The sequence below is a fragment of the Photobacterium sp. 53610 genome, assembly GCF_036409375.1.
GTDB lineage: Bacteria > Pseudomonadota > Gammaproteobacteria > Enterobacterales > Vibrionaceae > Photobacterium.
In genome coordinates this window covers 154260-176891 of record NZ_JAXOFS010000006.1, presented here as the reverse complement: position 1 = coordinate 176891, position 22632 = coordinate 154260, and the positions used below count along the sequence as shown (strand labels likewise).

Annotated in this window: 26 protein-coding genes; 18 read left to right on the top strand and 8 right to left on the bottom strand. The window is 53.2% G+C overall.

Going from position 1 to position 22632, the window contains the following annotated elements; translation table 11 throughout:
* Positions 1-62: 62 nt before the first annotated feature.
* From SPK40_RS16225 to SPK40_RS16215, 3 genes are read right to left on the bottom strand one after another with little or no spacing between them, the layout of a single operon-like run.
* On the bottom strand, positions 63-374 hold the full coding sequence (locus tag SPK40_RS16225) for a cupin domain-containing protein (RefSeq protein WP_330961165.1): 312 nt from the start codon (positions 372-374) through the stop codon (positions 63-65).
* A complete protein-coding gene (locus SPK40_RS16220; protein WP_330961164.1) occupies positions 371-916 on the bottom strand; it encodes a GNAT family N-acetyltransferase in 546 nt (181 codons plus the stop codon). The genes SPK40_RS16225 and SPK40_RS16220 overlap by 4 nt, the downstream gene beginning before the upstream one ends.
* Positions 913-1392, bottom strand: coding sequence for a GNAT family N-acetyltransferase (locus SPK40_RS16215; RefSeq protein WP_248142617.1), 480 nt, complete (start codon positions 1390-1392; stop codon positions 913-915). Before SPK40_RS16215 ends, SPK40_RS16220 begins: the two co-directional genes overlap by 4 nt.
* Before the next feature lie 216 nt (positions 1393-1608).
* On the opposite strand from SPK40_RS16215, the gene SPK40_RS16210 reads away from it, so the two are divergent.
* The 15 genes from SPK40_RS16210 (at position 1609) to ureG (ending at position 14790) form a co-directional block, all read left to right on the top strand.
* The gene (locus SPK40_RS16210; protein WP_330961163.1) at positions 1609-1926 is read left to right on the top strand and encodes a hypothetical protein; all 318 of its coding nucleotides are present in this window, start codon (positions 1609-1611) and stop codon (positions 1924-1926) included.
* A gap of 107 nt (positions 1927-2033) precedes the next feature.
* Positions 2034-2948 carry a pirin family protein gene (locus SPK40_RS16205; RefSeq protein WP_330961162.1) on the top strand — a complete coding sequence of 305 codons (915 nt, stop codon included), beginning with the start codon at positions 2034-2036 and terminating at the stop codon, positions 2946-2948.
* Positions 2949-3228: 280 nt separating this feature from the next.
* The gene (urtA, locus tag SPK40_RS16200) at positions 3229-4515 is read left to right on the top strand and encodes an urea ABC transporter substrate-binding protein (RefSeq protein ID WP_442957584.1); all 1287 of its coding nucleotides are present in this window, start codon (positions 3229-3231) and stop codon (positions 4513-4515) included.
* Positions 4516-4584: 69 nt separating this feature from the next.
* The gene (gene urtB, locus SPK40_RS16195) at positions 4585-6249 is read left to right on the top strand and encodes an urea ABC transporter permease subunit UrtB (protein WP_330961161.1); all 1665 of its coding nucleotides are present in this window, start codon (positions 4585-4587) and stop codon (positions 6247-6249) included.
* An 83-nt stretch (positions 6250-6332) separates the two neighbouring features.
* Positions 6333-7349 carry an urea ABC transporter permease subunit UrtC gene (urtC, locus tag SPK40_RS16190; protein WP_442957586.1) on the top strand — a complete coding sequence of 339 codons (1017 nt, stop codon included), beginning with the start codon at positions 6333-6335 and terminating at the stop codon, positions 7347-7349.
* Between the two features lie 2 nt (positions 7350-7351).
* Positions 7352-8224, top strand: coding sequence for an urea ABC transporter ATP-binding protein UrtD (gene urtD / locus SPK40_RS16185; RefSeq protein ID WP_330961195.1), 873 nt, complete (start codon positions 7352-7354; stop codon positions 8222-8224).
* A gap of 24 nt (positions 8225-8248) precedes the next feature.
* On the top strand, positions 8249-8944 hold the full coding sequence (gene urtE / locus SPK40_RS16180) for an urea ABC transporter ATP-binding subunit UrtE (protein WP_330961194.1): 696 nt from the start codon (positions 8249-8251) through the stop codon (positions 8942-8944).
* Positions 8941-9837, top strand: a complete 897-nt coding sequence (locus SPK40_RS16175) for an urease accessory protein UreD (protein WP_330961159.1) — start codon at positions 8941-8943, stop codon at positions 9835-9837. Before urtE ends, SPK40_RS16175 begins: the two co-directional genes overlap by 4 nt.
* 18 nt (positions 9838-9855) lie before the next feature.
* Positions 9856-10158, top strand: a complete 303-nt coding sequence (gene ureA / locus SPK40_RS16170; protein ID WP_248142624.1) for an urease subunit gamma — start codon at positions 9856-9858, stop codon at positions 10156-10158.
* A 40-nt stretch (positions 10159-10198) separates the two neighbouring features.
* Positions 10199-10585, top strand: a complete 387-nt coding sequence (locus SPK40_RS16165; protein ID WP_330961158.1) for an urease subunit beta — start codon at positions 10199-10201, stop codon at positions 10583-10585.
* A gap of 2 nt (positions 10586-10587) precedes the next feature.
* Positions 10588-12291, top strand: a complete 1704-nt coding sequence (gene ureC / locus SPK40_RS16160; RefSeq protein WP_330961157.1) for an urease subunit alpha — start codon at positions 10588-10590, stop codon at positions 12289-12291.
* Positions 12292-12328: 37 nt separating this feature from the next.
* On the top strand, positions 12329-12808 hold the full coding sequence (gene ureE / locus SPK40_RS16155) for an urease accessory protein UreE (protein ID WP_330961156.1): 480 nt from the start codon (positions 12329-12331) through the stop codon (positions 12806-12808).
* Between the two features lie 57 nt (positions 12809-12865).
* Positions 12866-13462: a HupE/UreJ family protein gene (locus SPK40_RS16150; RefSeq protein WP_330961155.1), complete on the top strand. Its 597-nt coding sequence runs from the start codon at positions 12866-12868 to the stop codon at positions 13460-13462.
* A 2-nt stretch (positions 13463-13464) separates the two neighbouring features.
* Positions 13465-14136 carry an urease accessory protein UreF gene (locus SPK40_RS16145; protein ID WP_330961154.1) on the top strand — a complete coding sequence of 224 codons (672 nt, stop codon included), beginning with the start codon at positions 13465-13467 and terminating at the stop codon, positions 14134-14136.
* Between the two features lie 12 nt (positions 14137-14148).
* Entirely contained in the window at positions 14149-14790 is a 642-nt protein-coding gene (ureG, locus tag SPK40_RS16140; RefSeq protein WP_330961153.1) for an urease accessory protein UreG, read from the top strand.
* Between the two features lie 66 nt (positions 14791-14856).
* Here the strand turns inward: ureG and SPK40_RS16135 are convergent, their stop codons facing one another.
* The gene (locus SPK40_RS16135) at positions 14857-15759 is read right to left on the bottom strand and encodes a DMT family transporter (protein WP_330961152.1); all 903 of its coding nucleotides are present in this window, start codon (positions 15757-15759) and stop codon (positions 14857-14859) included.
* Between the two features lie 92 nt (positions 15760-15851).
* Between SPK40_RS16135 and SPK40_RS16130 the strand changes: the two genes are divergently transcribed.
* Positions 15852-16769, top strand: coding sequence for a LysR family transcriptional regulator (locus SPK40_RS16130; RefSeq protein ID WP_330961151.1), 918 nt, complete (start codon positions 15852-15854; stop codon positions 16767-16769).
* A gap of 77 nt (positions 16770-16846) precedes the next feature.
* Here SPK40_RS16130 and SPK40_RS16125 read toward each other — a convergent pair whose 3' ends face one another.
* Positions 16847-17338 (bottom strand): hypothetical protein, encoded by a 492-nt coding sequence (locus SPK40_RS16125; protein ID WP_330961150.1) that lies wholly within the window; start codon positions 17336-17338, stop codon positions 16847-16849.
* Between the two features lie 161 nt (positions 17339-17499).
* Here SPK40_RS16125 and SPK40_RS16120 point away from each other — a divergent pair, with 161 nt between their 5' ends.
* Complete coding sequence (locus tag SPK40_RS16120) at positions 17500-19053, top strand: bifunctional GNAT family N-acetyltransferase/carbon-nitrogen hydrolase family protein (protein WP_248142634.1); 1554 nt, start codon at positions 17500-17502, stop codon at positions 19051-19053.
* A 21-nt stretch (positions 19054-19074) separates the two neighbouring features.
* Complete coding sequence (locus SPK40_RS16115; protein WP_330961149.1) at positions 19075-20052, top strand: DUF2860 family protein; 978 nt, start codon at positions 19075-19077, stop codon at positions 20050-20052.
* Positions 20053-20095: 43 nt separating this feature from the next.
* Here SPK40_RS16115 and SPK40_RS16110 read toward each other — a convergent pair whose 3' ends face one another.
* From SPK40_RS16110 to SPK40_RS16100, 3 genes are all read right to left on the bottom strand, one after another.
* Entirely contained in the window at positions 20096-20749 is a 654-nt protein-coding gene (locus SPK40_RS16110; RefSeq protein ID WP_330961148.1) for a DsbA family protein, read from the bottom strand.
* A gap of 103 nt (positions 20750-20852) precedes the next feature.
* Positions 20853-21677 carry an arylamine N-acetyltransferase family protein gene (locus tag SPK40_RS16105; RefSeq protein ID WP_330961147.1) on the bottom strand — a complete coding sequence of 275 codons (825 nt, stop codon included), beginning with the start codon at positions 21675-21677 and terminating at the stop codon, positions 20853-20855.
* Between the two features lie 134 nt (positions 21678-21811).
* Entirely contained in the window at positions 21812-22570 is a 759-nt protein-coding gene (locus SPK40_RS16100; RefSeq protein ID WP_330961146.1) for an SDR family NAD(P)-dependent oxidoreductase, read from the bottom strand.
* Between the last annotated feature and the right edge of the window lie 62 nt (positions 22571-22632).

Genomic DNA, 22632 nt, shown 5'->3' with positions numbered 1-22632 from the left:
TGCTTTCACCTTGGCGCCGCACGGTCACTCCCCTGACCTGCGGCGCCTTTTTCATTCTTCCATTAAACGCTGCCAGCAGTTTCAATGACCAGAACCCGCGCCTCCCCTAGCGGGTGTGCAACGTGCTCGGTACCCACAGAGGCATAGAAAATGTCACCCACGTTCAGCAAAACCGACTGCTCTGCCCCGTGTTCCCGGTAATACATCTCGACCTGTCCATCGAGCACGACGAACACTTCTTCACCGTCATTAACGTGCCATTTGTAGGGCTGATCCGTCCAATGCAACCGGGTTGTGATCCCATTCATATTGGCGATGTCCATCGCTCCCCATGCCCTGTCGGCCTGAAATTCATGGCTGCGGATTATCTTCATTTGGCTTCACTTCCCTGATGAACAACTGATTGATCAGCTTGATGAACAATACGTTCAGATTCACGGCCTGATGCAAATGCCTCAAGCGCATCTTCAGCAAACCGGTAATATTCTTTTTCCTGAATCAGCGACGCACCAATGGCCCGGTAAAACTGCCCAGCAGATGGATTCGTAGTTTCTGCGGTCCAGTCCAGCCGACGACATCCCTTCTCCAGTGCCTCCCGGGCTAAATACCGCATCAGCGCCTGCCCTACTTTCTGGCCTCTGGCACTGGCCGACACAAAAAGATCTTTCATAAACATCTGACCCGAAAGCTTAGGAGCCGGATACAAAATAGAGTAAGTGGCAAAACCGACCACGTTTCCCTGCAGATATGCCGCAATCACCCTGACACCAGAATGCGGTGCAAACAGGGAGCCTGTCAGATAAGCTTCAATGTCATTGCGGGATGCTGCTGCATCACCAAAATAATACGTCTCCAGTTCCTGAAAAATTGGCAGTAATTCAGGGGCCTGCTCTCGTGTCACTGCTTGAATCTTCACGCGTGATCTCCCTGACGCTCCGGCTGACACACCATGTTGAACTCCGTTTCAGACTCGCTGATACAACGAAAACCAAGTTTTTCATACAACCGCTTCGCCGGATTGCCTTTCAGGACACTGAGCGCCACAGACTCATGATTTGCAAAGGCCCGCGTGATCAAATCACCAATCAGCTTTTTGCCGATACTGAGATTCTGAAATTGAGGATGAATCTGAATCTGGCTCAGATACCACTGTCGTTGCTCCGGCTGATGAAACGCCTTAAACAACCCGGCATCCTGACCATTCACTTCAATGATCTGAGCCGCATCGAATTGATATTGAATACGACTGAGAAAAGACGCTTGATCCGTCGGTTCTCCCGCTTTCTCAAGGTACCGTGTCATCGTCAGTTCACGCAGTAATAGCAAGAACGGCATATCCTGCTCACCCGCTTTTCTTAATCCGATCTGATGATCTTCCCTGATATCCATCATTTACCTGTCCTTCTGCCTGTCCTTTCGATATCTATCGCAACCGGAATCATATCAGAAGCTTACGTTCAGAGATGCATACAAAAACCTGAAATTCAGTTGTTCAGTTTTTTAGAATGACATGAGCAACAAATCGCTATGGATAGTGACTCAGATCACGATTAATATCTCTACATGCTTTTCGAGAACAAAAAATTTTTCCCTGAAGGAGTTAGAATCATGAAAACATTCATCGCTGCACTACTAGCTGGTACGTTCACATTTTCCGCTTCAGCCTTTGCAGATTTAACGAACACCTTATCTGTTGAAGTCACACCAATGCGAGGTGGTGCCTGGGTTTTCGTTGAGAAAAATGGTGTCCCACAGGCTAATATTGATGTGACAGTTCCAAGTCAGAAATCAGCCTACAAAACGAAAGCTGACGGTCGTGTATTCGTCTACGCGCATCGCGAACACGCGCACACTTTAGCCATCAACATTTCTGAACAAGGCGGAAAACCATTCACTGTACGCCGCCTGATCCCTTCCAGCCGGTAAAATACAAAAGAGACAAGAGGCGCCATCACTGGCGCCTGATTTGTATCCCTCGCGAAATTCTTGTGTTCTTCCATACTTAATGACAAACCGTTACATGGAAGAAGCTCATGAGTAATGCATTGAAAGACGTGGAACAACCTTGTGACGCCATAGATGCCTGCGGCGCCATTCAGCTTGTTCTGACCCCCAAAGATAAAGATTTGGGCGGATTTTCAGTCCGTCGCCTGCTGCCAACCGCCAGACAAAAAATGGTCGGCCCCTGGATCTTCTTCGATCATATGGGCCCGGCACACTTCCCTGCGGGCGAAGGCATTAACGTGCGCCCTCACCCACACATTGGCATCGCCACCGTTACTTATCTGTTTGAAGGCGAAATTCTGCATCGGGACTCTCTGGGCAACCTACAACCCATCAAACCCGGCGATATCAACCTCATGGTGTGCGGTCAGGGCATTGTGCATTCCGAACGGGAACGGTATGAAGTCACTTCGGTCGCTCACAATCAGCATGGTCTCCAGCTCTGGCTGGCACTGCCCGTTGAAGCCGAAGAATGTGAACCTGCGTTTTATCATTACCCAGACGACAACATTCCTGCCCTGAACGTTCAAGGCATCCCGGTCCGAGTCATGATGGGAACGGCATTCGGCGTCACTTCCCCGGTCAAAACCTTTGCGGAAACCCTGTATGTTGAGGCAGCACTCGAGCCCGGCCAGCGCCTGACGCTCCCCATGGCCGATGAACGTGCCGTCTATGTTGCACAAGGCCACTTAAAAGCCAAAGACACCGATTTACCCGAACACTGCATGGCCATCCTTTCACCTCAGGAAGGCGTTGAAATCGAGGCAACCGAGCCCTCCCGGATCGCCATCATCGGCGGTGAAAATATCGGCCCGCGATTCATTGAATGGAACTTCGTCTCCAGCCGGAAAGAACGCATTGAACAGGCCAAAGAAGACTGGCGTCATCAACGTTTTCCCCTGGTGCCCGGTGATGAAACGGAGTTTATTCCGTTACCGGAGTGAAGCGCGTCGTCACCGTCTGACCGGGACAACCGCCTCACGGGGGCAGACATGCCACTGAAATGTCTGTCCCGCTTTCTCGGATCGACCTCACCAAATCAGCGCGCATTTCACCCATCCTGCACTAAAAATGAACGTGACTCAGGTTTTCTCTGCACCTCCATGAAAGAACGATCGCATAACACATTGTTTTTCAATCAATAAATTTAAAATCTAACCACACCTTACATCTGGCCTGCCCCTTGCTTCTGTGAAAACAAACAACACAATAAGGAGCAACCTCATGGTCCAAAAAGCAGTGACACTGAAATGGGCGGCCCTCGCAGCCACAATGATGTTTTCATTCAACGCCTTAGCCGCCGAGACGATTAAAATCGGCATTCTCCACTCCCTCTCCGGCACCATGGCAATCAGCGAAACCACCTTAAAAGACACCATGCTGATGCTGATCGACGAGCAAAACAAAAAAGGAGGCATCCTGGGTAAAAAGCTGGAGCCTGTTGTCGTCGATCCTGCGTCGAACTGGCCGTTATTTGCAGAAAAAGCAAGAGAACTGATTGAAAAAGACAAGGTGGATGTCGTGTTTGGCTGCTGGACGTCAGTTTCCCGTAAATCTGTCCTGCCCGTATTTGAAGAACTCGACAGCCTGCTGTTTTACCCGGTGCAGTACGAAGGGGAAGAGTCGTCGAAAAATGTGTTTTATACCGGTGCTGCCCCGAACCAACAGGCAATTCCTGCCGTCGATTATCTGATGAATGACATGGGCGTCAAACGCTGGGTGCTGGCAGGGACCGATTACGTCTACCCGCGCACAACCAATAAAATTCTGACGGCTTATCTCAAAAGCAAAGGGGTCGCCGATACTGACATCATGGTGAACTACACCCCGTTCGGCTATTCCGACTGGCAGTCCATTGTTTCTGACATCAAGAAATTCGGCGGGGCTGGAAAGAAAACCGCGGTCGTTTCAACGATCAACGGTGATGCGAACGTGCCGTTTTATAAAGAGCTGGCGGCTCAGGGCGTGAAAGCTTCAGAGATTCCTGTCGTCGCTTTCTCCGTCGGTGAAGAAGAACTGTCCGGGATGGATACTTCAGCGCTGGTCGGTCACCTGGCCGCCTGGAATTACTTCATGAGCGTCGACACCGAGCAGAATCATCACTTCGTTGAACAGTGGCACAAATTCATCAAAGATGACAAACGCGTCACAAACGATCCGATGGAAGCCCATTATCTGGGATTCAACATGTGGGTCAAAGCCGTCGAAAAAGCAGGTACCACAGATGCTGATGCCGTTCAGGATGCCATCATCGGGGTGACGGTCCCCAACCTGACCGGCGGCTACGCGACCATGATGCCAAACCACCACATCACCAAACCTGTCCTGATTGGCGAAATTCAGGATGACGGCCAGTTTGTGACCGTGTGGGAAACCAAAGACGTGGTCGCCGGAGACGCCTGGTCAGATTTTCTGCCGGGATCCAAAGATCTGTTCGCCAGTTGGGAAAAACCGATGTCGTGCGGCAGCTTCAATGTCGTGACGGGTAAATGTGCAGGCAGCAAAGAATAAACCGGCCTGATATCCCCTGCTGGTTCTGATCTCAGGACCAGCAGTAACTTTTCCCTCCTACGGACGACAATGATGATCAGACAGCAACAGCACAGGCGACAACTGACTCTGCGGACATGCTTTCAGAAATGTTTCACCCTGTTGTGCCTGCTCTGCCTGTTCGCCTCAGCACACGCCAGTGAGGTGAACAGCTTTGAGGATGTTGAGCGCAGTTTTGCGCAGCGTAACTTTGCGCAGAAAGCGGCAGCCATTGAATGGCTGATATCCGCACATCACCCGCAAACCAAACCGATTCTGCAAGGACTGCTGGACCGGGAGCTCGCCTATCAGAAAGGGACAGGCACTTTAGTGTTACTTCAGGGTGACGCCATTCTGACCTTCAACACTGAAGGAGCCGTGCCTCCGCACTCAGCACACAAACAGGATTACAAAAAAGTCACGATCAACAACAGCCTGCGAACCCTGATTCAAAGACGGCTGTCGACGCTGGACATCAGCGCAGCGGATCCGTCTGTCCGCCTGAAGGCAGTGAAAGCACTGACAGGAAAAACGGAGCCTGATCTGATTGCAGCCCTGCAGCATCAGCTTGAGACAGAAACGGACCCGGCAAATCACAGTGCCTTAGAGACGGCCATTGCTATCGGTGAGTTTCATCAGCATATTCAGACGCCGGTGACTGCCGAAAACAAATCACAGATTCTGACGCTGATCCAAGTCCTGAACGATGCGGGACATCCGGCGGCTCAGCTCAGTTTACAGCAGGCCATGCCGACAACAGATGATCCCGACATCCGTCAGCAAATCAGGCAGGCACTAAGCGACTATGAGCAGCGCCAGCGATTGTACAGCAGCATCGAAACCCTGTATTTCGGGCTGAGTCTGGGATCAGTCCTGGTGCTGGCCGGGATCGGGCTGGCAATCACCTTTGGCGTCATGGGCGTGATCAATATGGCGCACGGCGAGCTGATCATGCTGGGGGCTTATACTACCTATGTGATGCAGCAGCTGATGCCATCGCAACCCGGTACTGCACTCCTGCTGGCGATTCCGGCTGCTTTCATGGTCTCCGGACTGGTCGGCGTCGCGATTGAACGGAGTGTGATCCGTTTTCTGTACGGCCGGCCGCTGGAAACCCTGCTCGCAACATTTGGGATCAGCCTGATCTTACAGCAAGCGGTCCGCAGTATTTTTTCACCGCTGAACCGTTCTGTCGCAACGCCTGATTTCATGCAAGGCATGCTGGAAATCACGCCCATGCTCAGCCTGACCTGGAACCGTCTGATCATCATCGGGTTCAGCCTTCTGATTTTTACCCTCCTCCTGCTCGTGCTGAAAAAAACTGCGCTGGGTTTGCAGGTCCGGGCCGTTTCGCAAAACCGCGCCATGGCACGGGCAATGGGCGTTCGCTCTGAACGGGTCGACGCCATGACCTTCGGCTTAGGCGCCGGTATCGCAGGTATTGCCGGCGTCGCGCTGTCTCAGCTCACCAACGTGGGACCGAACATGGGCCAGAGCTACATCATTGATTCCTTCATGGTGGTGGTCTTTGGCGGCGTGGGGAACCTTTGGGGCACCCTGGTGGCCGGGCTGAGCCTTGGGATCTTCAACAAAGTCCTTGAGCCCTGGGCCGGTGCCGTACTGGCCAAAATCCTGGTGCTGATTTTCATCATTCTCTTCATCCAGAAACGTCCGCGCGGCCTCTTTCCGCAACGGGGACGCGCTGTCGAGAGTTAACAAAAGGATTCATAATGCTGACTTCAATTCTCCGGCAGGATCGTGGCGGGCAGGTGCTTCTGAGCATTTTGCTGGCTGCCGCCATGGTCGTGCCTGTCCTCAATCTGCTGGTGCCTCAGGGGCATCCGCTTCATCTGGAAACCTACACGGTTTCCCTGCTCGGGAAATATCTTTGCTATGCGCTGCTCGCACTGGCGGTCGATCTCATCTGGGGTTATCTGGGGATCCTCAGCCTGGGACACGGTGCTTTCTTTGCACTGGGCGGCTACGCCATGGGCATGTACCTGATGCGTCAGATTGGCGATCGCGGTGTGTATGGCAACCCAGAGTTGCCTGATTTCATGGTCTTTCTCAACTGGCATGAACTGCCCTGGTTCTGGCACGGATTCGATCATTTCGGCTTCACCTGCCTGATGATTGTTCTGGTACCCGGCCTGCTGGCCTATGTTTTCGGCTGGCTGGCGTTTCGCTCGCGGGTCTCAGGAGTTTATCTGTCGATCATGACACAGGCCCTGACGTTTGCTCTGATGCTGGCCTTCTTCCGCAATGAAATGGGCTTTGGCGGCAACAATGGCCTGACGGACTTCAAAGACTTACTCGGCTTTGATTTACAGGCCGACGCAACCCGGATGGCGCTGTTTGTTGCGTCCGTGCTCACATTGAGCCTGAGTTATCTGCTCTGCCGCGCTATCATCACCAGCCGACTTGGCAGCCTGATCATCGCCGTGCGGGACGCTGAATCCCGGGCCCGTTTTCTGGGCTACCCGGTCGAACATGCCAAACTGGCGGTGTTTGTGATCTCGGCCGCGCTGGCCGGCATTGCCGGAGCACTGTATGTCCCGCAGGCGGGCATTATCAATCCGGGCGAGTTTGCACCGCTTAATTCAATCGAAATCATCGTCTGGGTTGCCGTGGGCGGACGCGCCACACTGTATGGTGCCGTTGCGGGGGCACTGCTGATCAACTATGCCAAAAGCTGGTTCACGGTCGAGTTCCCTGAGGTCTGGCTGTTTGCCCTTGGCAGCCTGTTTGTACTCGCCACCATTTTCCTGCCCAAAGGGCTGGCCGGTCTGCTGCAACGCTGGGAGGTTTCTGCATGACAATGTCCACCATCCCTGCCACCGAGACCTCCCGTCTGGACAGGCTGCTGGCACACAATCCGCTTCAGCCTTTCCTCCGTCGTGATGAAGTGTTCGGCTTTCTGAAGCCGCAACAGCATCCGGCCATTCAGACCCGCCACAATATGCTGTTGTACGTCGAAGGCGTCTCAGTCACCTTTGACGGTTTCAAAGCAATTGACGATCTCAACCTGTACATCAAAGAAGGTGAACTGCGCTGCATCATCGGCCCAAACGGGGCCGGTAAAACCACCATGATGGACATCATCACAGGGAAAACCCGCCCTGACACCGGACAAGTCTGGCTGGGTTCCAATCTCAACCTGCTCAACATGGATGAAGCGGCCATCGCTTCGGCTGGTGTCGGACGCAAATTTCAGAAACCGACAGTCTTCGAGTGCCTGTCTGTCCGGACCAATCTGGAACTGGCGATGGCTGGCCCCCGAAGCGTCTGGCAAACCTTCCGAGCGCGTCTGTCCGGTGAGCAATGTGACCGGATTGAACAGGTGATGGCACTGACAGGTCTGGCGGATCACCACCAGCAAATCTCCGGCAACCTTTCTCACGGTCAGAAGCAATGGCTGGAAATTGGCATGCTGCTGATGCAGCAACCCAGACTGCTGCTGATTGATGAACCCGTGGCGGGCATGACGCATCAGGAAATGGACCGCACGGCAGAACTGCTGACAGCGCTGGCAGGTCAGCACGCAGTGATCGTCGTAGAACATGACATGGACTTCGTTCGTTCCATCGCCAGCACAGTCACCGTTCTGCATCAGGGGCATGTCCTGGCTGAGGGCAACATGACCGAAATTCAGAACAACGACAAGGTCCGTGAAGTGTATTTGGGCCAGTGACCGGACGAAGCAAAAGGAAGCATGATGTTAGAGATACACTGCTTAAATCAATTTTATGGCGAAAGTCATACCCTCTGGGATCTGAACCTCTCTGTTCCTGAAGGTCAGTGCACGGTCCTGATGGGCCGTAATGGCGTGGGAAAAACCACCCTGCTGCAATGCATTATGGGGCTGAACAAAATCCAGAGCGGACAGATCACCTTCCACGGAAAAGCACTGCTGCCACTGCCTGTTGAGGCCCGTCCCAGACTGGGGATCGGCTATGTCCCGCAGGGACGACAAATCTTTCCCCTGCTGACAGTGGAAGAAAACCTGCAAATCGGCCTGCCTGTCCGGCCCCGCGGCGACCGGAAGATTCCGGACTTTATTAACGATCTGTTCCCGGTCCTGAAAGAGATACAGCATCGCCGGGGCGGTGACCTGTCCGGCGGCCAGCAGCAACAGCTGGCGATCGCCCGTGCGCTGGTGCTCGATCCGAAACTCCTGCTGCTGGATGAACCCACAGAAGGCATCCAGCCCAATATTGTTCAGGAGATAGGCGACATTATTCGCAAGCTGAACCACGAGTTGGGTCTGACTGTGCTATTAGTTGAACAGAAACTCCCCTTTGCGCGCAAAACCGCAGACCGCTTCTGCCTGCTCGATCGCGGACGAAACGTCGCCAGCGGCGCGATAGACAGCCTGAGTGACACACAGATCAAGGAGTACCTCACCGTATGACCGCCAGCACTCACCTTTCGGAGGCCAATCTGACGGGGACAACAATATTGTCAGAAAACCAATCGGTCTGGCAGGCAGAGATCCGCCTCGGCTTTGCAGATCGGGGCGATAAGACCGTCCTCAGGGAACGCAGTCAGAAAGGGCCGCTTGCGGTGCAGCGCCCCCTCTATCCCGAAGGCCCGGTTTGCCATACCTATCTGCTTCACCCACCGGGCGGCGTCGTGGGCGGTGATCAGCTCACCATCCAGGCTCAGGTCAACGAAGGGGCGCACGCGCTGGTGACCACCCCCGGTGCAACCAAATTTTACCGTTCAGCCGGACAGTATGCCCGCCAGCGTCAGCTGCTCCGTGTCGCGCCGGACGCCGTACTGGAATGGCTGCCGCAGGAAAACATTCATTTTCCCGGGGCGCAGGTCAGATTCAGCACCGATATTCACATTGCACCGGGCGGACGCTTTATCGGCTGGGAGATGCACTGTTTTGGGCGGCCTGCACTGAATGAGTGCTTCAATGTGGGGCATGTCTTTGGAAATTGCCGGGTTTTTCTTGGTGAGACCTTAATGCTTGCAGAAGGAATGAACCTTGAGACACAAAGCGCCGATCTTGCCAGAGCCGCCAGTCTGCGGGATTTCGCCATGAATGCCACCTTGTTGATAGCCGGAGATACCGAAGGTTTGCTCACCGTGGTACAGGATTTGCTAAATCAACAGAAACTGGCCGGGAATCAAAGCAATACCATCGCAGGCGTGACGGAAATCGACGGCCTGATCGCCGTCCGTGCACTGGCGCAGGGCACAGAGCCGCTGTTCCAACTGTTCACCCGGATCTGGCAGCACACCCGTGCGCACTGGTATGGCACCTGGCCGCTGCCGCCCCGAATCTGGGCCACTTAATGGAATCAAGGACATCAAATGGAACTGACACCCAGAGAAAAAGACAAGTTACTGATATTCACTGCGGGACTGCTGGCAGAACGCCGTAAAGCCAAAGGGCTGAAGCTGAATTACCCTGAAGCCGTTGCACTCATCAGTGCCGCCATCCTGGAAGGCGCCCGTGAAGGCCAAACCGTGGCCGAACTGATGGATTACGGACGCACCATTCTGACCCAGGACGATGTCATGGACGGTGTCGCCGCCATGATCCACGACGTGCAGGTCGAAGCCACGTTTCCGGACGGCACCAAGCTGGTCACCGTTCACGAGCCGATTGTTTAAGCCACATTTTCTCAGGACTATTTTCAGGACAGACACCATCATGACGAAGGACAGACACCCAACGACAACCCCGCTGATCCCCGGTGAACTCCGGACTGCAGCAGGTGAAATTACCCTCAATGCCGGGCGGGAAACCTGCACCATCAGCGTCGCCAATCTCGGTGATCGTCCGGTACAAATCGGCTCGCACTACCATTTTTACGAAGCAAATGAATCCCTTCAGTTTGATCGGGAAAAAGCCCGGGGATTTCGCCTCAATATCGCCGCCGGAACAGCCGTACGCTTTGAACCGGGTCAGCGCCGCACTGTAGAGCTGGTTGCTTTTGCCGGTGATCGCAAAGTGTTTGGTTTTCAGGGCAAAGTCATGGGTGAACTGGATGCTGCATTGTCCGTTGAAGTGTCCAATAAACCGCAGGGAGAGAACTGAATATGGCAAGGATGTCCCGACAAGCTTACGGGGAGATGTTCGGCCCGACAACAGGTGACAAACTGCGGCTCGCAGATACTGAACTGTGGCTGGAAGTCGAAAAAGACTTCACCGTTTACGGTGATGAAGTGAAATTTGGCGGGGGTAAGGTGATCCGTGACGGCATGGGCCAGAGCCAGCGCCCGTCCTCGCAGACCCCGGATCTGGTGATCACCAATGCCGTGATTCTCGACTACTGGGGAATCGTCAAAGCCGATATCGCCGTCAAACATGGCCGGATTCAGGCCATCGGCAAAGCCGGAAACCCGGATATTCAACCCAATGTCGACATCATCATCGGCCCCGGCACAGAAATCATTGCCGGTGAAGGCCAGATCCTGACGGCCGGGGGCATAGATGCGCATATTCACTTCATCTGCCCCCAGCAAATTGAAGAAGCGCTGATGTCCGGCATCACGACCATGATTGGCGGCGGAACCGGCCCGGCAACCGGCACCAATGCGACCACCTGTACCCCGGGTCCGTGGAACATCCACCGGATGCTGGAATCTCTGGACAGCTTTCCCATGAATTTTGGCCTGCTGGGCAAAGGAAACGGCAGTCTGCCGGAAGCACTGCACGAGCAAGTTGCCGCAGGCGCAATCGGTCTCAAACTGCACGAAGACTGGGGCACCACACCTGCATCCATCGACTGCTGTCTGAGCGTGGCTGAACAAACCGATGTGCAGGTCGCGATTCATACCGATACCCTGAATGAGTCCGGCTTTGTGGAATCCACGCTGGCTGCAATCGGCGATCGTGTCATTCACACCTATCACACCGAAGGGGCCGGCGGTGGTCATGCGCCCGATATCATCCGTGCGGCCGGGATTGCCAACGTGCTGCCTTCCTCAACGAATCCAACCCGGCCTTACACCATCAACACCGTAGATGAGCACCTCGACATGCTGATGGTGTGTCATCATCTCAATCCGTCGATTGCGGAAGATATCGCCTTTGCGGAGTCCCGTATCCGCCGGGAAACCATTGCAGCCGAAGATATCCTGCATGATCTGGGCGCCTTTTCGATGATTTCTTCTGACTCACAAGCCATGGGGCGTGTGGGCGAAGTGATCATCCGCACCTGGCAGACCGCCCATAAGATGAAAGTCCAGCGCGGCAGCCTGAAAGAAGATCCCGCGCAGCATGATAACTTTCGCCTGAAACGCTACATTGCCAAATACACCATCAACCCGGCCATTACGCATGGCATCAGCCATGAAGTCGGCTCGGTGGAAGTCGGCAAGCTAGCGGATCTCGTGCTCTGGAAACCGGCATTCTTCGGCATCAAGCCAAGCGCCATTCTCAAAGGCGGAATGATTGCCGCCGCACCGATGGGCGATCCCAACGCCTCCATCCCGACACCACAGCCCGTGCATTACCGCCCGATGTTCGGCAGCTTCGGCAAAGCCAGCCAGCAGACGTCCATGCTGTTCCTGTCTCAGCAAGCCTATAAAGAAGGCGTCGCACATTCACTGGGGCTGCAAAGCAAGATTGGCGTGGTCAAAGGCTGCCGCACCCTCCGTAAAGCAGACATGAAACTCAACGACTGGCTGCCGAAGATTGAGGTCGATTCCCAGACGTATCAGGTCCGCGCTGATGGCGAATTACTGGTGTGTGAACCCGCCACCGAATTACCGATGGCACAACGCTATTTCTTATTCTGACACCCTCTTCCTCTGACAAACATTGCAGGATGCAACCATGATTGAATTAACCCGCTTCATCCCGGCTGCTGAACGGCCGGACAGCCACTTTGATGTGACGCTGAGTCTGCCGATAGATGCCCGGATAAAAAGCCGTCTGAAAGTCACGCTAGATGATGGCCGAAACGCCGGACTCTTCCTGCCCCGCGGCTACATTCTCCGGGACGGTGATTTACTCACCAATGACAACGGGATTGCGGTGACTGTCCTCGCTGCGCCGGAGTTGGTCTCGACCGTGTACTGCGCCGACCCTCACCTGCTGGCACGCCTATCTTATCACCTGGGCAACCGGCATGTTCCGCTGCAAATCCAGCCGGGCTGGCTGCGGTATCAGCATGATCATGTGCTGGATGACATGGTTCATGGCCTTGGCGGCATCGTCACGGTAGAACAGGCACCGTTTGAGCCGGAATCCGGTGCTTATGGCGGCCAGCACGGTGGCCACAGCCATCATCACCACCCTGAACACGAACACTAAATTGCGCTGCCCGCAGCACCTTGTTCAACACAACCAAAATCAGAAAAGGAACTTCACATGAGCCAGCTTTCAAATCAGCACCGTCTTGTCATTTTTACTCTTGGCGCCTTAGTGGCAGTCCCCGCTTTCGCCCATGTCGGCCACGGTCAGGAAACCGGCGCCATCGTTGATTCTTTCATGGCGGGCGTGACACATCCCCTCACCGGATTGGATCATCTCGCCATGCTGCTCGGGGTCGGTTTCATTTCGGCTCAAACGCCGGGACTGAAGAAACAGCTTTCCCTGATCGTCAGCGCGCTGCTGAGTATTCTGCTTGGCCTGTCATTCGGCGCCCTGACCGGGGCTTTTACCGGGATGGAGAGCCTGATTCTGGGGTCAGTGTTTGTGGCCGCCGCCGCACTGGGATTCAAAGCTTCCGGACGCAGCCATCTGGCAACCGTCGGTGCTGTCCTCTCGGTGGTGATGTTACTGGCACACGGCTGGGCGCATGGGGTTGAAGCACCGGCATCCGCGTTATTGGCTTTCGCACCGGGAATGCTGGTCAGCGCCACCGGACTGCTCATCACCGGCCACCTGATCGGTCGTGCAGTCCCGGCACGCTGGCTGAGCCCGGTCCTGGCATTCAGTGGCGTGATGCTGGCACTGGCTTCGTGAAGATGCACGATCCAACGGCCGAGTTCCGGCTTTTTCAGCTCATCAGCCCTTCCCTGCCGATTGGCGCTTTTACTTATTCGCAGGGACTGGAGTGGGCAGTTGAACACGGCTGGGTCTCTGACAAAACCTCGCTGGGGAACTGGCTGAAAGACATGCTCAATCAAAGTCTGGTGACACTCGAACTCCCCGTGCTCCGGCGACTTTATCGGGCCTGGAAATCGGAGGATCTGCCGGAAGTCTCCCGCTGGAATCAATGGTTGTATGCCAGCCGGGAAACCAGAGAACTGAGACTGGAAGAAAAACAGCGAGGAAAGGCAACGGCCACCCTGCTGCAACAACTGAACATTCCGTTGCCAACGCATGCGGGACTGGTGGAAGACAATCAGCTTTCCGGCTTTGCACTGGCAGCTACACACTGGGGCATTGAGATAGACGCCCTCTGCCGGGGATATCTGTGGAGCTGGCTGGAAAATACCACCATGGCAGGCGTCAAACTGATTCCGCTCGGCCAGACTGCCGGTCAGCAACTGTTGCTCGATCTCGCGACGGTGCTGACCGATGCTGTTGCCCGATCCGCCCTGATTCCGGATGACGCCGTCTGCAGCTTTGCACCAGCGCAGGCGATTGCTTCCAGTCAGCATGAAACCCAATACACACGCTTATTCCGTTCCTGAGGAGACGAGAACATGGATTACAATCAACCTTTGCGCATTGGTATCGGCGGCCCGGTCGGTTCAGGTAAAACCGCACTGCTGGAGGTCCTGTGTAAGGCGATTCGCGATACCTACAACATTGCGGTCGTCACCAATGACATTTACACCCAGGAAGATGCAAAAATCCTGACCCGGGCCGAAGCGCTGGATGCCGACCGTATTCTTGGCGTTGAGACCGGCGGCTGCCCCCATACGGCCATTCGTGAAGATGCCTCGATGAACCTGGCCGCGGTAGAAGAACTGGCCAAAAGACACAAAAATCTGGACGTGGTTTTTGTTGAAAGCGGCGGTGACAACCTGAGTGCTACCTTCAGCCCGGAGCTGGCCGATCTGACCATCTACGTCATTGATGTGGCCGAGGGTGAAAAAATTCCCAGAAAAGGAGGTCCAGGGATCACCCGTTCAGATCTGCTGGTGATCAACAAAATTGACCTTGCCCCTTATGTCGGCGCATCGCTTGAGGTCATGGAAGCAGACACACAGCGGATGCGTCCGAACAAGCCCTATGTATTTACCAATCTGAAAGAAAAACAGGGGCTGGAAACGATTATTGAATTTATTGAAACCGCAGGCATGTTGAAGCAGGCAAATGAGCCTGATGCCCGGGTTTCCTGAGGAAGGTTCGGGGACAGGCCGTTTGCAATGCGGCCTGTCCCCTTTGATTGACTATCGTTTTCTCACTTAAGCCGTCTGCCCCTTCTGACGGATAAACGGCACCAGTGAAGTAAACAACATCCCGACAAGCACCGTCACCATGCCCAGCACCTGCACGGGGGCCGGGAACTGTCCCAGTGCCATGCCAATCAGCAAAGTACAAACAGGAACCAGGTTAAACGCCAGTGTGGTTTTCTCCGGCCCCAGACACAGATTCCCGTGAAGCCAGCTGTAGTAAGCCATCACCGTCCCTGCCACCGCCATATACACCAGCAACAAGCCGGACTGAATATTTAACTGCATCACCTGTGACACCACATCTTCTCTGAGCCAGGCAAATACGCCTATCATCAGCGCGCCTGAGGTGATCGTCCATCGTGTCAGTTGCCCCGCCGGAACTTCCGGCAGCCATCGCTTCACCAGTACGGTAAATAAACAGCCCGACAGACATGAGATGGCAATGAAACTATCCCCTGCGGATAACACGACACCCAGAACCTGCCCCTTAGTCACAACCAGATACACACCGATAAAGCCAATGAGTAATCCAAACCACTGCCAGTTTCGGATACGACTGCCAAAAACCAACCGAGACAGAATTAATCCGACAGCCGGGGTTGCCCCCATAATCAGTGCGCCATTCAACGCACTCGTCATCGTCAGGCCAATAAACATGGCTGAATTAAAAATGAAAACGCCAATCCCTCCCAGAATAATGAGTTTGAGCTGCTGACTGAACGTCAGAAGCGATTCCGGCTTTTTCCGGAAGGCACGCAACAATAAAAGAATGGCCGCGGCCAGCAGAAAACGAAAAGCGGCGGCACTGAGCGGCGTCGGGGAATGATTCAGCCCGGTGATCGCATGAAAATTACTGCCCCACAGAAAGACAGCTGAAAACACCATCAGCCAGGCAAAAGTTTGAGATTGCATCTGTATTTATCCACATCAGTTCAGGGTTGGCGTAGATTATCGATTTCACATATGGTAGTTAATGGTGATTATTCGGAAGTTTAATCCCATATATGAGAAGTAATTATTCCCTGGATGACATGCGGCTGTTCGTTAAAGCCGCTGCCTGTCAGAGCCTGACTCAGGCGGCCGAGATCACAGGCATTCCGCTGGCAACACTCAGCCGCAGGATCAAAAACCTTGAAACTCAGCTCCAGTGCCGCTTGCTGAACCGCAGCGCGCACTATTTCTCGCTGACCAAAGAAGGCAAAACTTATTTTTCGCTCTGTCAGCCGCTGATCCATGAACTGGAACAGGCACAGGTTCAGACAGACCATCAGAAACAAAGGTTAACCGGTAAAATTCGCATCACAGCGCCAGTCAACATGACACAGGAATGGCTCAAACGCTGTTTTTACGACTTTATGAAGCGTTACCCTGAAGTCCAGCTGGAACTGGTCCTCAGCAATGAGCTCGAAAATCTGGTGATGAAAGAATTTGATGTGGCCTTCAGAGCTGGTGAACTGGCAGACAGTGAATGGATTGCGAAGAAGCTGTGGCAAACCCCTTTTGTGCTTTGTGCGTCGCAAATGTATTTAAGTCAGCACGATCCCATTCTCCATCCGCGGCAATTAAGCAGCCATAAGCTGATCGCGGCCGGTCATACCCCCTCGTGGTTGATGACAAACGGCAAAAGCGGTGAACGCTTCAACCTGCCGCTTGAAGAAACAGCCCTGACAGTGAACGACATCCATGTTGCCCGCGACGCAGCAGCAGAAGGTCTGGGCATCACCTGGATGCCCGCTTACTACTTTGAAACCGATGCGTTAACCCGGGCAGGTCTGACCCGCCTGTTACCGGACTGGGCTGGTGAAGCAAAGTCGATTTGGATGATGTACCGGGACCGGACCATGCTATCGGCAAGAATGAAGGCGTTCATTGAACATGTGCAGTATCTGGAGGTACCGCCCGCTTTCAGAACAAGCCGTTGAAATGATGTTTCAGGCAAGCCGCCCCTGGCTCATCGTTCAGGAATCAGGGGCGATTTTTCACGTAGGAGAGGCCGTGACTACTCTTTTTCTTCTTCGTCACTGAACTCTTCACTGGCTTTCTGCCAGGCTTCACTCAGGCTGTCGTAAGCGCCTGAAAAACCTTCTTTGACATGTTCCCATGCCCCGGCAGAACTGCTTTTCATGCTGCCATACCATTCGGCAAGCTTCACACGCTGTTCCTGCATCAGTTTCAGGCTGTTGCGCGCTTTTTCCCGGGCCGCCTGATCCATATTGTCCCAGTCTTTATCAATTTTGGCCTGAAGCTCCTCAATATGCGCGTCCAGCGTGTCCAGACCGTCTTTGGTCGCCTTCATGGCTTCATCTTTCTGCTCAATCGAATAGTCTTTCAGCGACAACAGCAATTGCTGGGTTTCCTGGCTGATTTCTTCGGCAGACGTGGTTGCTTTTTCTTTCTCTTGCTCAGCGGCACTCACTGAGACCGGAGCCAATCCCAGGAACAAGAAGAATGCAGCGACAGAAGCGTAACGTTGAATCATACGGGCTTTCATATTTCCTCCAAGCCTTATGTCATCAGTAAAAGTCTGATCGAATGAACCAGGTCGATCAATCAAACTCTGTTCAGATTGTGTCAATCATGTGTTTTCTGGCGAATCGCAATGATTGTTCCATACTTTATAGCATTGGTTTCAACAATGAAAAACAATCAGTTATGGAAGAGAATAATACAACATTACTGAACCTTCGTCCGATAGAACTCACCGACTACAAAGAGCTGGCGACACTCATGGATCTGGTCTTTCCGGATGTCGGGGGTGCTTGGCCCAAGTCCACCATTCAGCAGCTCATCAAACAGTTTCCTGACGGGCAAATCTGTATTGAAGACAAAGGCAGGCTGATTGCCGCCGCTCTGACAATCAAAGTCAGTTATAACCGCTATTCGCTCAATCATACGTACCTCGATATTGTGGATGCCAACGATGTGGCCTGCCACAACCCCAATGGTGATGCTTTATACGGACTGGATGTGTTTGTGCACCCGGATTACCGGGGACTGAGATTAGGACGTCGTTTATATGAAGCCCGGAAAGAACTGTGCAGGGCCAATAACCTGAAAGCAATTCTGGCGGGCGGCCGCATTCCCGGATACCACAAATATTCAGACGATATGCCCGTGTCTGAATATATTGAGAAGGTAAAACGGCGGGAAATTCACGATCCCATCCTCTCTTTTCAGCTGGCAAATGATTTTGATGTCAAACGTCTGATGAACCGTTATCTTCCGGAAGATGCCAAGTCCAGAGGCTACGCAACATTGCTGGAGTGGGACAATATCTTCTACGAAGAAGATATCTCCGTGCATCAGACGGAAAAAACACTGATCCGCCTGGGGATTGTGCAGTGGCACATGCGTCGGGTCGTTTCGGTCGACGACCTGATGAATCAGGCTGAATTTTTTGTGTCTTCGCTGTCGAAATACCAATCGGATTTCGCCCTGTTCCCGGAGTTTTTTAATGCACCGCTCATGGGACTGGCTAGAGACAAAGATTCTGTCGAGGCCATTCGTTTCCTCAGTCAGTTTTCGGATGAAATTCGTCACCGGTTTTCACAACTGGCTGTCACCTATAACATCAACATCATTGCAGGCAGTATGCCCTGTCTGAAAAACGACAAGCTCTACAACATCTCCTATCTGCTGCACCGGGACGGAGATATTGATGAGCAGTATAAAATCCATATTACTCCGCATGAAGTCAGAGACTGGGTGATTGACGGGGGCGATAAAGTCAAAGTCTTTGAAACTGATGCCGGACGGATCGGAATCCTGATTTGCTACGACGTAGAATTCCCTGAACTGGGCCGGCTTCTGGCGGATCAGGGTGTACAGATTCTGTTCGTTCCCTTTTGGACGGATACCAAAAACGGTTATCTGCGCGTGCGAATCTGCGGTCAGGCCAGAGCGATCGAAAACGAGTGTTACGTGGCGCTGGGCGGTAGTGTGGGTAACCTGCCCCGGGTCGACAATGTCGACATCCAGTATGCACAGTCAGCGGTATTTTCCCCTTCTGACGTCTATTTCCCCCACGATGCCATCATCACGGAAGCCGATGCGAACACTGAGATGATTATCTTCGCAGATGTTGATCTGTCCAAGCTAAAACTATTGCATAACGAAGGCTCTGTCACTAACCTAAAGCACCGTCGGCTTGATCTGTACAAAATGAAAAAGCCCAAAAAACGAAAAAAAATAAGTAACAATCACTGAGACTTATCACAGGAAGTGACGATGCAACGTACATTTTGTCAGGCAGCGCTCATGCTGGGAGCGCTGGCTGCATTTTCGGCTTCAGCAAAGCAAGCAGTCCAGCCTGGATTCTCAGGCAATGTCAGTCTCCACCTCACCTGGATGCAAAATGACTCTAACCTGAGCACAGAACAGCCCTCCGTGCTGAACTCACTGAATGATTCGGGTACGAAAGAAGAAAAGACACTGCCTTTGCCCATGTGGGATCTGCAATTGGGCCTGTCTCCTGCCACCGCCCTCTACTTCAAGACCGCACTGGGCGGTATGGCCAGCAGTTTCTACCTGCAGGCCGGCGTCAATTATTACCTGAATGATGGTTCCAGCATCGGACTGGGTGTCATTCCGGGTTTTCTGGAGAACGAAGTCTGGGAAGATCCATTCCTGACCGGTTCTCCCCGAACTGAAACCGACCGGACGATTCGGGGAGGTGTGTTCGAGTACAACCATATCGGCGGCAGCAATGTGTCGTTTGAGTTTGCAGGCGGAAAACGCCGGGTCGAGAACGAGCAAAGCGGATCGGCGTATGATGCTGCCACGAAGGAAGCATTAAAGCGCGAGGGAGATCTGTATTATACCGCACTCAGTCAGAGCATTGATTTCAACAGCGGGTTCGGCATTGACTGGAAATTGCATTACATCAAAGACAAAGCTGAAGGCCAAGCTGTCGCGAACAATCGCTATGGTGTTGAACTGTCTGCCAAACATCGTTTTCAGCGTTTTATCTTTATGCTGGGTGCCAGTACCGCCAAAGTGGATTATGAAGACACGCATCCGATCTTTGCCAAAACCCGGGAAGATAATCGCTATGGTCTGTCAGCAGCCATGATCTATCTGGCTCCCTTCCAGTGGCGGAATGCCAGTATCATCGCCAGGGCCGGGGTTGATGAACAGTCTTCAAATATCGACTTTTACGACGAAACCCAAACCCTCTACACCCTCGGAATGGCTTACCGATTCTGAAACGATTGGGGGGATATCCCCCCTGCATCCCGCTTGCATCAGACTATTGAGAAAACCATCCAGCTATGGTTGCTTTCGTTTTTACCCAATGCAGCTTAGCGCTGATGTCATTGAGTGTGGTCAGTTCATTTTGATAGGCCAAAGCAACCGGCCAGCGCTGACCATTCACTTCCAACACCAACGAGGGAAAACCTGAGACACCCAGTGCTGCGGTCAGCGCGAGCTGCTGTTCCAGTAATGCCTGGACGGCTTCACTGGTCAGGTCCTGAGCAAACTTGGCGGTATTTAATCCCAGTTCTTCCGCAAGCTGCTCATGCGTGTCCACATCGGAAGGATTCATAGCCCGGAGATAATAGGCTTTTTGAATCGCCTCAGTCATGGCTTCCCCCTGCCCTTGCAGCTCAGCCGCGATCACCGCCCGGCAAGCCGGATAGGTCGAACGCCGGGGCCGACAATGCGTCCAGAAGTCATGGTTAAATGGAGTACCCAGTTGCCCTTCGATGCGGCGCCAGGTGTGTTGCAGCATCTGCTGCATCTCTTCCGGCATGGGCTGATCACTGTCTGGTGCCAGTCCGCCCAATACAAACCTCACCTCAATATGCTGTGGTAATTGCGCCCTCAATCGCTGGAAGGCAGGCCGATAACCCCAGCACCAGCTGCACATGGGATCGTGCACGTAGTAGAGAATTGCATCCACAGAATATCTCCTGGTTTTCGTGATGAATATTTATAAACGATCATTCTAAATATTCTGTATTGGAAAACCAGCACCGAATCCGGTTTCCTTCTCCAGCTCCGCTTTATCGCTGCAACTGACGTAATTTTACGGACTGATGTGCATATAAGGTTGCCGCTTCCTGCTCAGACACCGGCAGCTTAAACTGAGTCGTCAGTAAATGGTGCAGCATGGTGCCGTCACTGATACTAACTTCTTTGTCATCGCGGGTTACATCATCGTATTCAAAAAAGGTCAGGTTACGAATCAGGTAGCGGCGTCCTTCCAGAATGCGTGACACCACCAGATGATTCACAAATGCGGCATCCGGGGCCTGGTGACTGTAAAAATGACTGATATTACAGTCTGATTCCAGGTATTCAGCAAAGTCAAAGCGATACAGAATCTGAGTTTCCTCACCGCTTTTGGCAAGGACCATCAGGCCACCCCGGCCATCCCGTTCCAGATAGTAGTCATAGCGCACACCCGGCTGAGCCTCGTATTCATCCAGCGAAATGATCCGGCGCGGCGTCATCACCCCAAACCCGCCATCAATCAGATACCGACCGTCGTTCAGCGTCAGCAAAGTCAGACGGTGTGAACGGCCATTCTCAGGATTTCCATTCAGCATCACCCGGCCAATCAGCGGCCGGACATCAAACCCCAGCTGTTTCAGGGTCAGGTAAATCAGTTTGTTGTGCTCGAAGCAATAACCGCCACGGCGTTCTGTCACAAGTCGTTCAAATAACGCTTCAGGTTCCAGGCTGAGCTCCCGGCCCAGAATGACATTGGTGCTGGAGAACGGATACCGTGCCAGATGAGCTGACTGCAACGACTGTACCCACGCCAGGGTATGTTGCGGTGAGGGCAGATCCAGGGTCTTCAGGTACTGATGAACTAATTTTTCCATTGCTTTGCTCCATAATCCGAAGTTCATGGCGCCACGATAAAACCTCAACTTAGCTTGAGGTCAATCGTTTATTTAATTATTTATCAAAATGTTCGAAAGCGGAGACAAAGCCCCGCCCTCTGAATGACTCCGCTTTACAAAAACATGCCGCCGGATGCTTCAATACGTTGCGCTGTGACCCAGCCATTTTCCTCTTCAACCAGCATAGCAATCATCCCGCCAATATCATCTGGCAGTCCCACTCTGCCCAGAGCCGTCTGTGCCGCCAGATAATCATTGACCTCACTGACATCACGAACCGTTCCCCCGCCAAAATCAGTCTCAATGGCTCCCGGAGCAACAACATTCACGCGAATCCCCCGGGAACCCAGCTCTTTGGCCAGATAGCGGGTGTAGACTTCAATTGCACCTTTCATCGCTGAATAGGCACCGTAGCCCGAAATACAAAACCGCGTCAGCCCGGTTGAAATATTCACGACCCGGCTGTCGTCTTCGAGCAGAGGCACAAGAGCCTGCGTCAGAAAAAAGACCCCTTTCAGATGAATATTGAATAACTGATCAAACTGAGCTTCGGTCGTTTCCATCAATGAAGCATGAATGCCAATTCCGGCATTATTCACCAGAATATCGAAGCTATCACGCTGCCAGTGCTGATTCAGGGTTCCTTTCACCTGCTCTGCAAAAGCAGGGAAATCCTGACTGCGTTCCACATCCAGCTGCAGTGCGACAGCATTACGACCCAGTGCCTGGATTTCGCTGACGACAGATGCAGCCTCACTCTCCTTGTTCCGGTAAGTCACAATGATATCGATCCCCTTTCGCGCCATCGCTAACGCCGTATTTTTTCCCAGCCCCCGACTGCCGCCTGTGATGATTGCGATACGTTGTGCCATCTTTCCATCCTCTTTCAGTTGCTCTGAACTCAGTATTTGAATGTCTGAACTCAGTCTATTAG

What these genes read in the sequence shown, in the direction of transcription:
- SPK40_RS16100 (WP_330961146.1), bottom strand. Translation starts at nt 22,570, where the DNA reads ATGGCACAACGTATCGCAATCATCACAGGCGGCAGTCGGGGGCTGGGA.
- SPK40_RS16150 (WP_330961155.1), top strand. Translation starts at nt 12,866, where the DNA reads ATGAGCCAGCTTTCAAATCAGCACCGTCTTGTCATTTTTACTCTTGGC.
- SPK40_RS16135 (WP_330961152.1), bottom strand. Translation starts at nt 15,759, where the DNA reads ATGCAATCTCAAACTTTTGCCTGGCTGATGGTGTTTTCAGCTGTCTTT.
- SPK40_RS16205 (WP_330961162.1), top strand. Translation starts at nt 2,034, where the DNA reads ATGAGTAATGCATTGAAAGACGTGGAACAACCTTGTGACGCCATAGAT.
- urtD (WP_330961195.1), top strand. Translation starts at nt 7,352, where the DNA reads ATGTCCACCATCCCTGCCACCGAGACCTCCCGTCTGGACAGGCTGCTG.
- SPK40_RS16120 (WP_248142634.1), top strand. Translation starts at nt 17,500, where the DNA reads ATGGAAGAGAATAATACAACATTACTGAACCTTCGTCCGATAGAACTC.
- ureG (WP_330961153.1), top strand. Translation starts at nt 14,149, where the DNA reads ATGGATTACAATCAACCTTTGCGCATTGGTATCGGCGGCCCGGTCGGT.
- SPK40_RS16165 (WP_330961158.1), top strand. Translation starts at nt 10,199, where the DNA reads ATGACGAAGGACAGACACCCAACGACAACCCCGCTGATCCCCGGTGAA.
- urtC (WP_442957586.1), top strand. Translation starts at nt 6,333, where the DNA reads ATGGTCGTGCCTGTCCTCAATCTGCTGGTGCCTCAGGGGCATCCGCTT.
- urtA (WP_442957584.1), top strand. Translation starts at nt 3,229, where the DNA reads ATGGTCCAAAAAGCAGTGACACTGAAATGGGCGGCCCTCGCAGCCACA.
- urtB (WP_330961161.1), top strand. Translation starts at nt 4,585, where the DNA reads ATGATGATCAGACAGCAACAGCACAGGCGACAACTGACTCTGCGGACA.
- SPK40_RS16225 (WP_330961165.1), bottom strand. Translation starts at nt 374, where the DNA reads ATGAAGATAATCCGCAGCCATGAATTTCAGGCCGACAGGGCATGGGGA.
- SPK40_RS16105 (WP_330961147.1), bottom strand. Translation starts at nt 21,677, where the DNA reads ATGGAAAAATTAGTTCATCAGTACCTGAAGACCCTGGATCTGCCCTCA.
- SPK40_RS16175 (WP_330961159.1), top strand. Translation starts at nt 8,941, where the DNA reads ATGACCGCCAGCACTCACCTTTCGGAGGCCAATCTGACGGGGACAACA.
- SPK40_RS16130 (WP_330961151.1), top strand. Translation starts at nt 15,852, where the DNA reads ATGAGAAGTAATTATTCCCTGGATGACATGCGGCTGTTCGTTAAAGCC.
- SPK40_RS16210 (WP_330961163.1), top strand. Translation starts at nt 1,609, where the DNA reads ATGAAAACATTCATCGCTGCACTACTAGCTGGTACGTTCACATTTTCC.
- SPK40_RS16125 (WP_330961150.1), bottom strand. Translation starts at nt 17,338, where the DNA reads ATGAAAGCCCGTATGATTCAACGTTACGCTTCTGTCGCTGCATTCTTC.
- ureA (WP_248142624.1), top strand. Translation starts at nt 9,856, where the DNA reads ATGGAACTGACACCCAGAGAAAAAGACAAGTTACTGATATTCACTGCG.
- SPK40_RS16215 (WP_248142617.1), bottom strand. Translation starts at nt 1,392, where the DNA reads ATGATGGATATCAGGGAAGATCATCAGATCGGATTAAGAAAAGCGGGT.
- ureE (WP_330961156.1), top strand. Translation starts at nt 12,329, where the DNA reads ATGATTGAATTAACCCGCTTCATCCCGGCTGCTGAACGGCCGGACAGC.
- ureC (WP_330961157.1), top strand. Translation starts at nt 10,588, where the DNA reads ATGGCAAGGATGTCCCGACAAGCTTACGGGGAGATGTTCGGCCCGACA.
- urtE (WP_330961194.1), top strand. Translation starts at nt 8,249, where the DNA reads ATGTTAGAGATACACTGCTTAAATCAATTTTATGGCGAAAGTCATACC.
- SPK40_RS16115 (WP_330961149.1), top strand. Translation starts at nt 19,075, where the DNA reads ATGCAACGTACATTTTGTCAGGCAGCGCTCATGCTGGGAGCGCTGGCT.
- SPK40_RS16145 (WP_330961154.1), top strand. Translation starts at nt 13,465, where the DNA reads ATGCACGATCCAACGGCCGAGTTCCGGCTTTTTCAGCTCATCAGCCCT.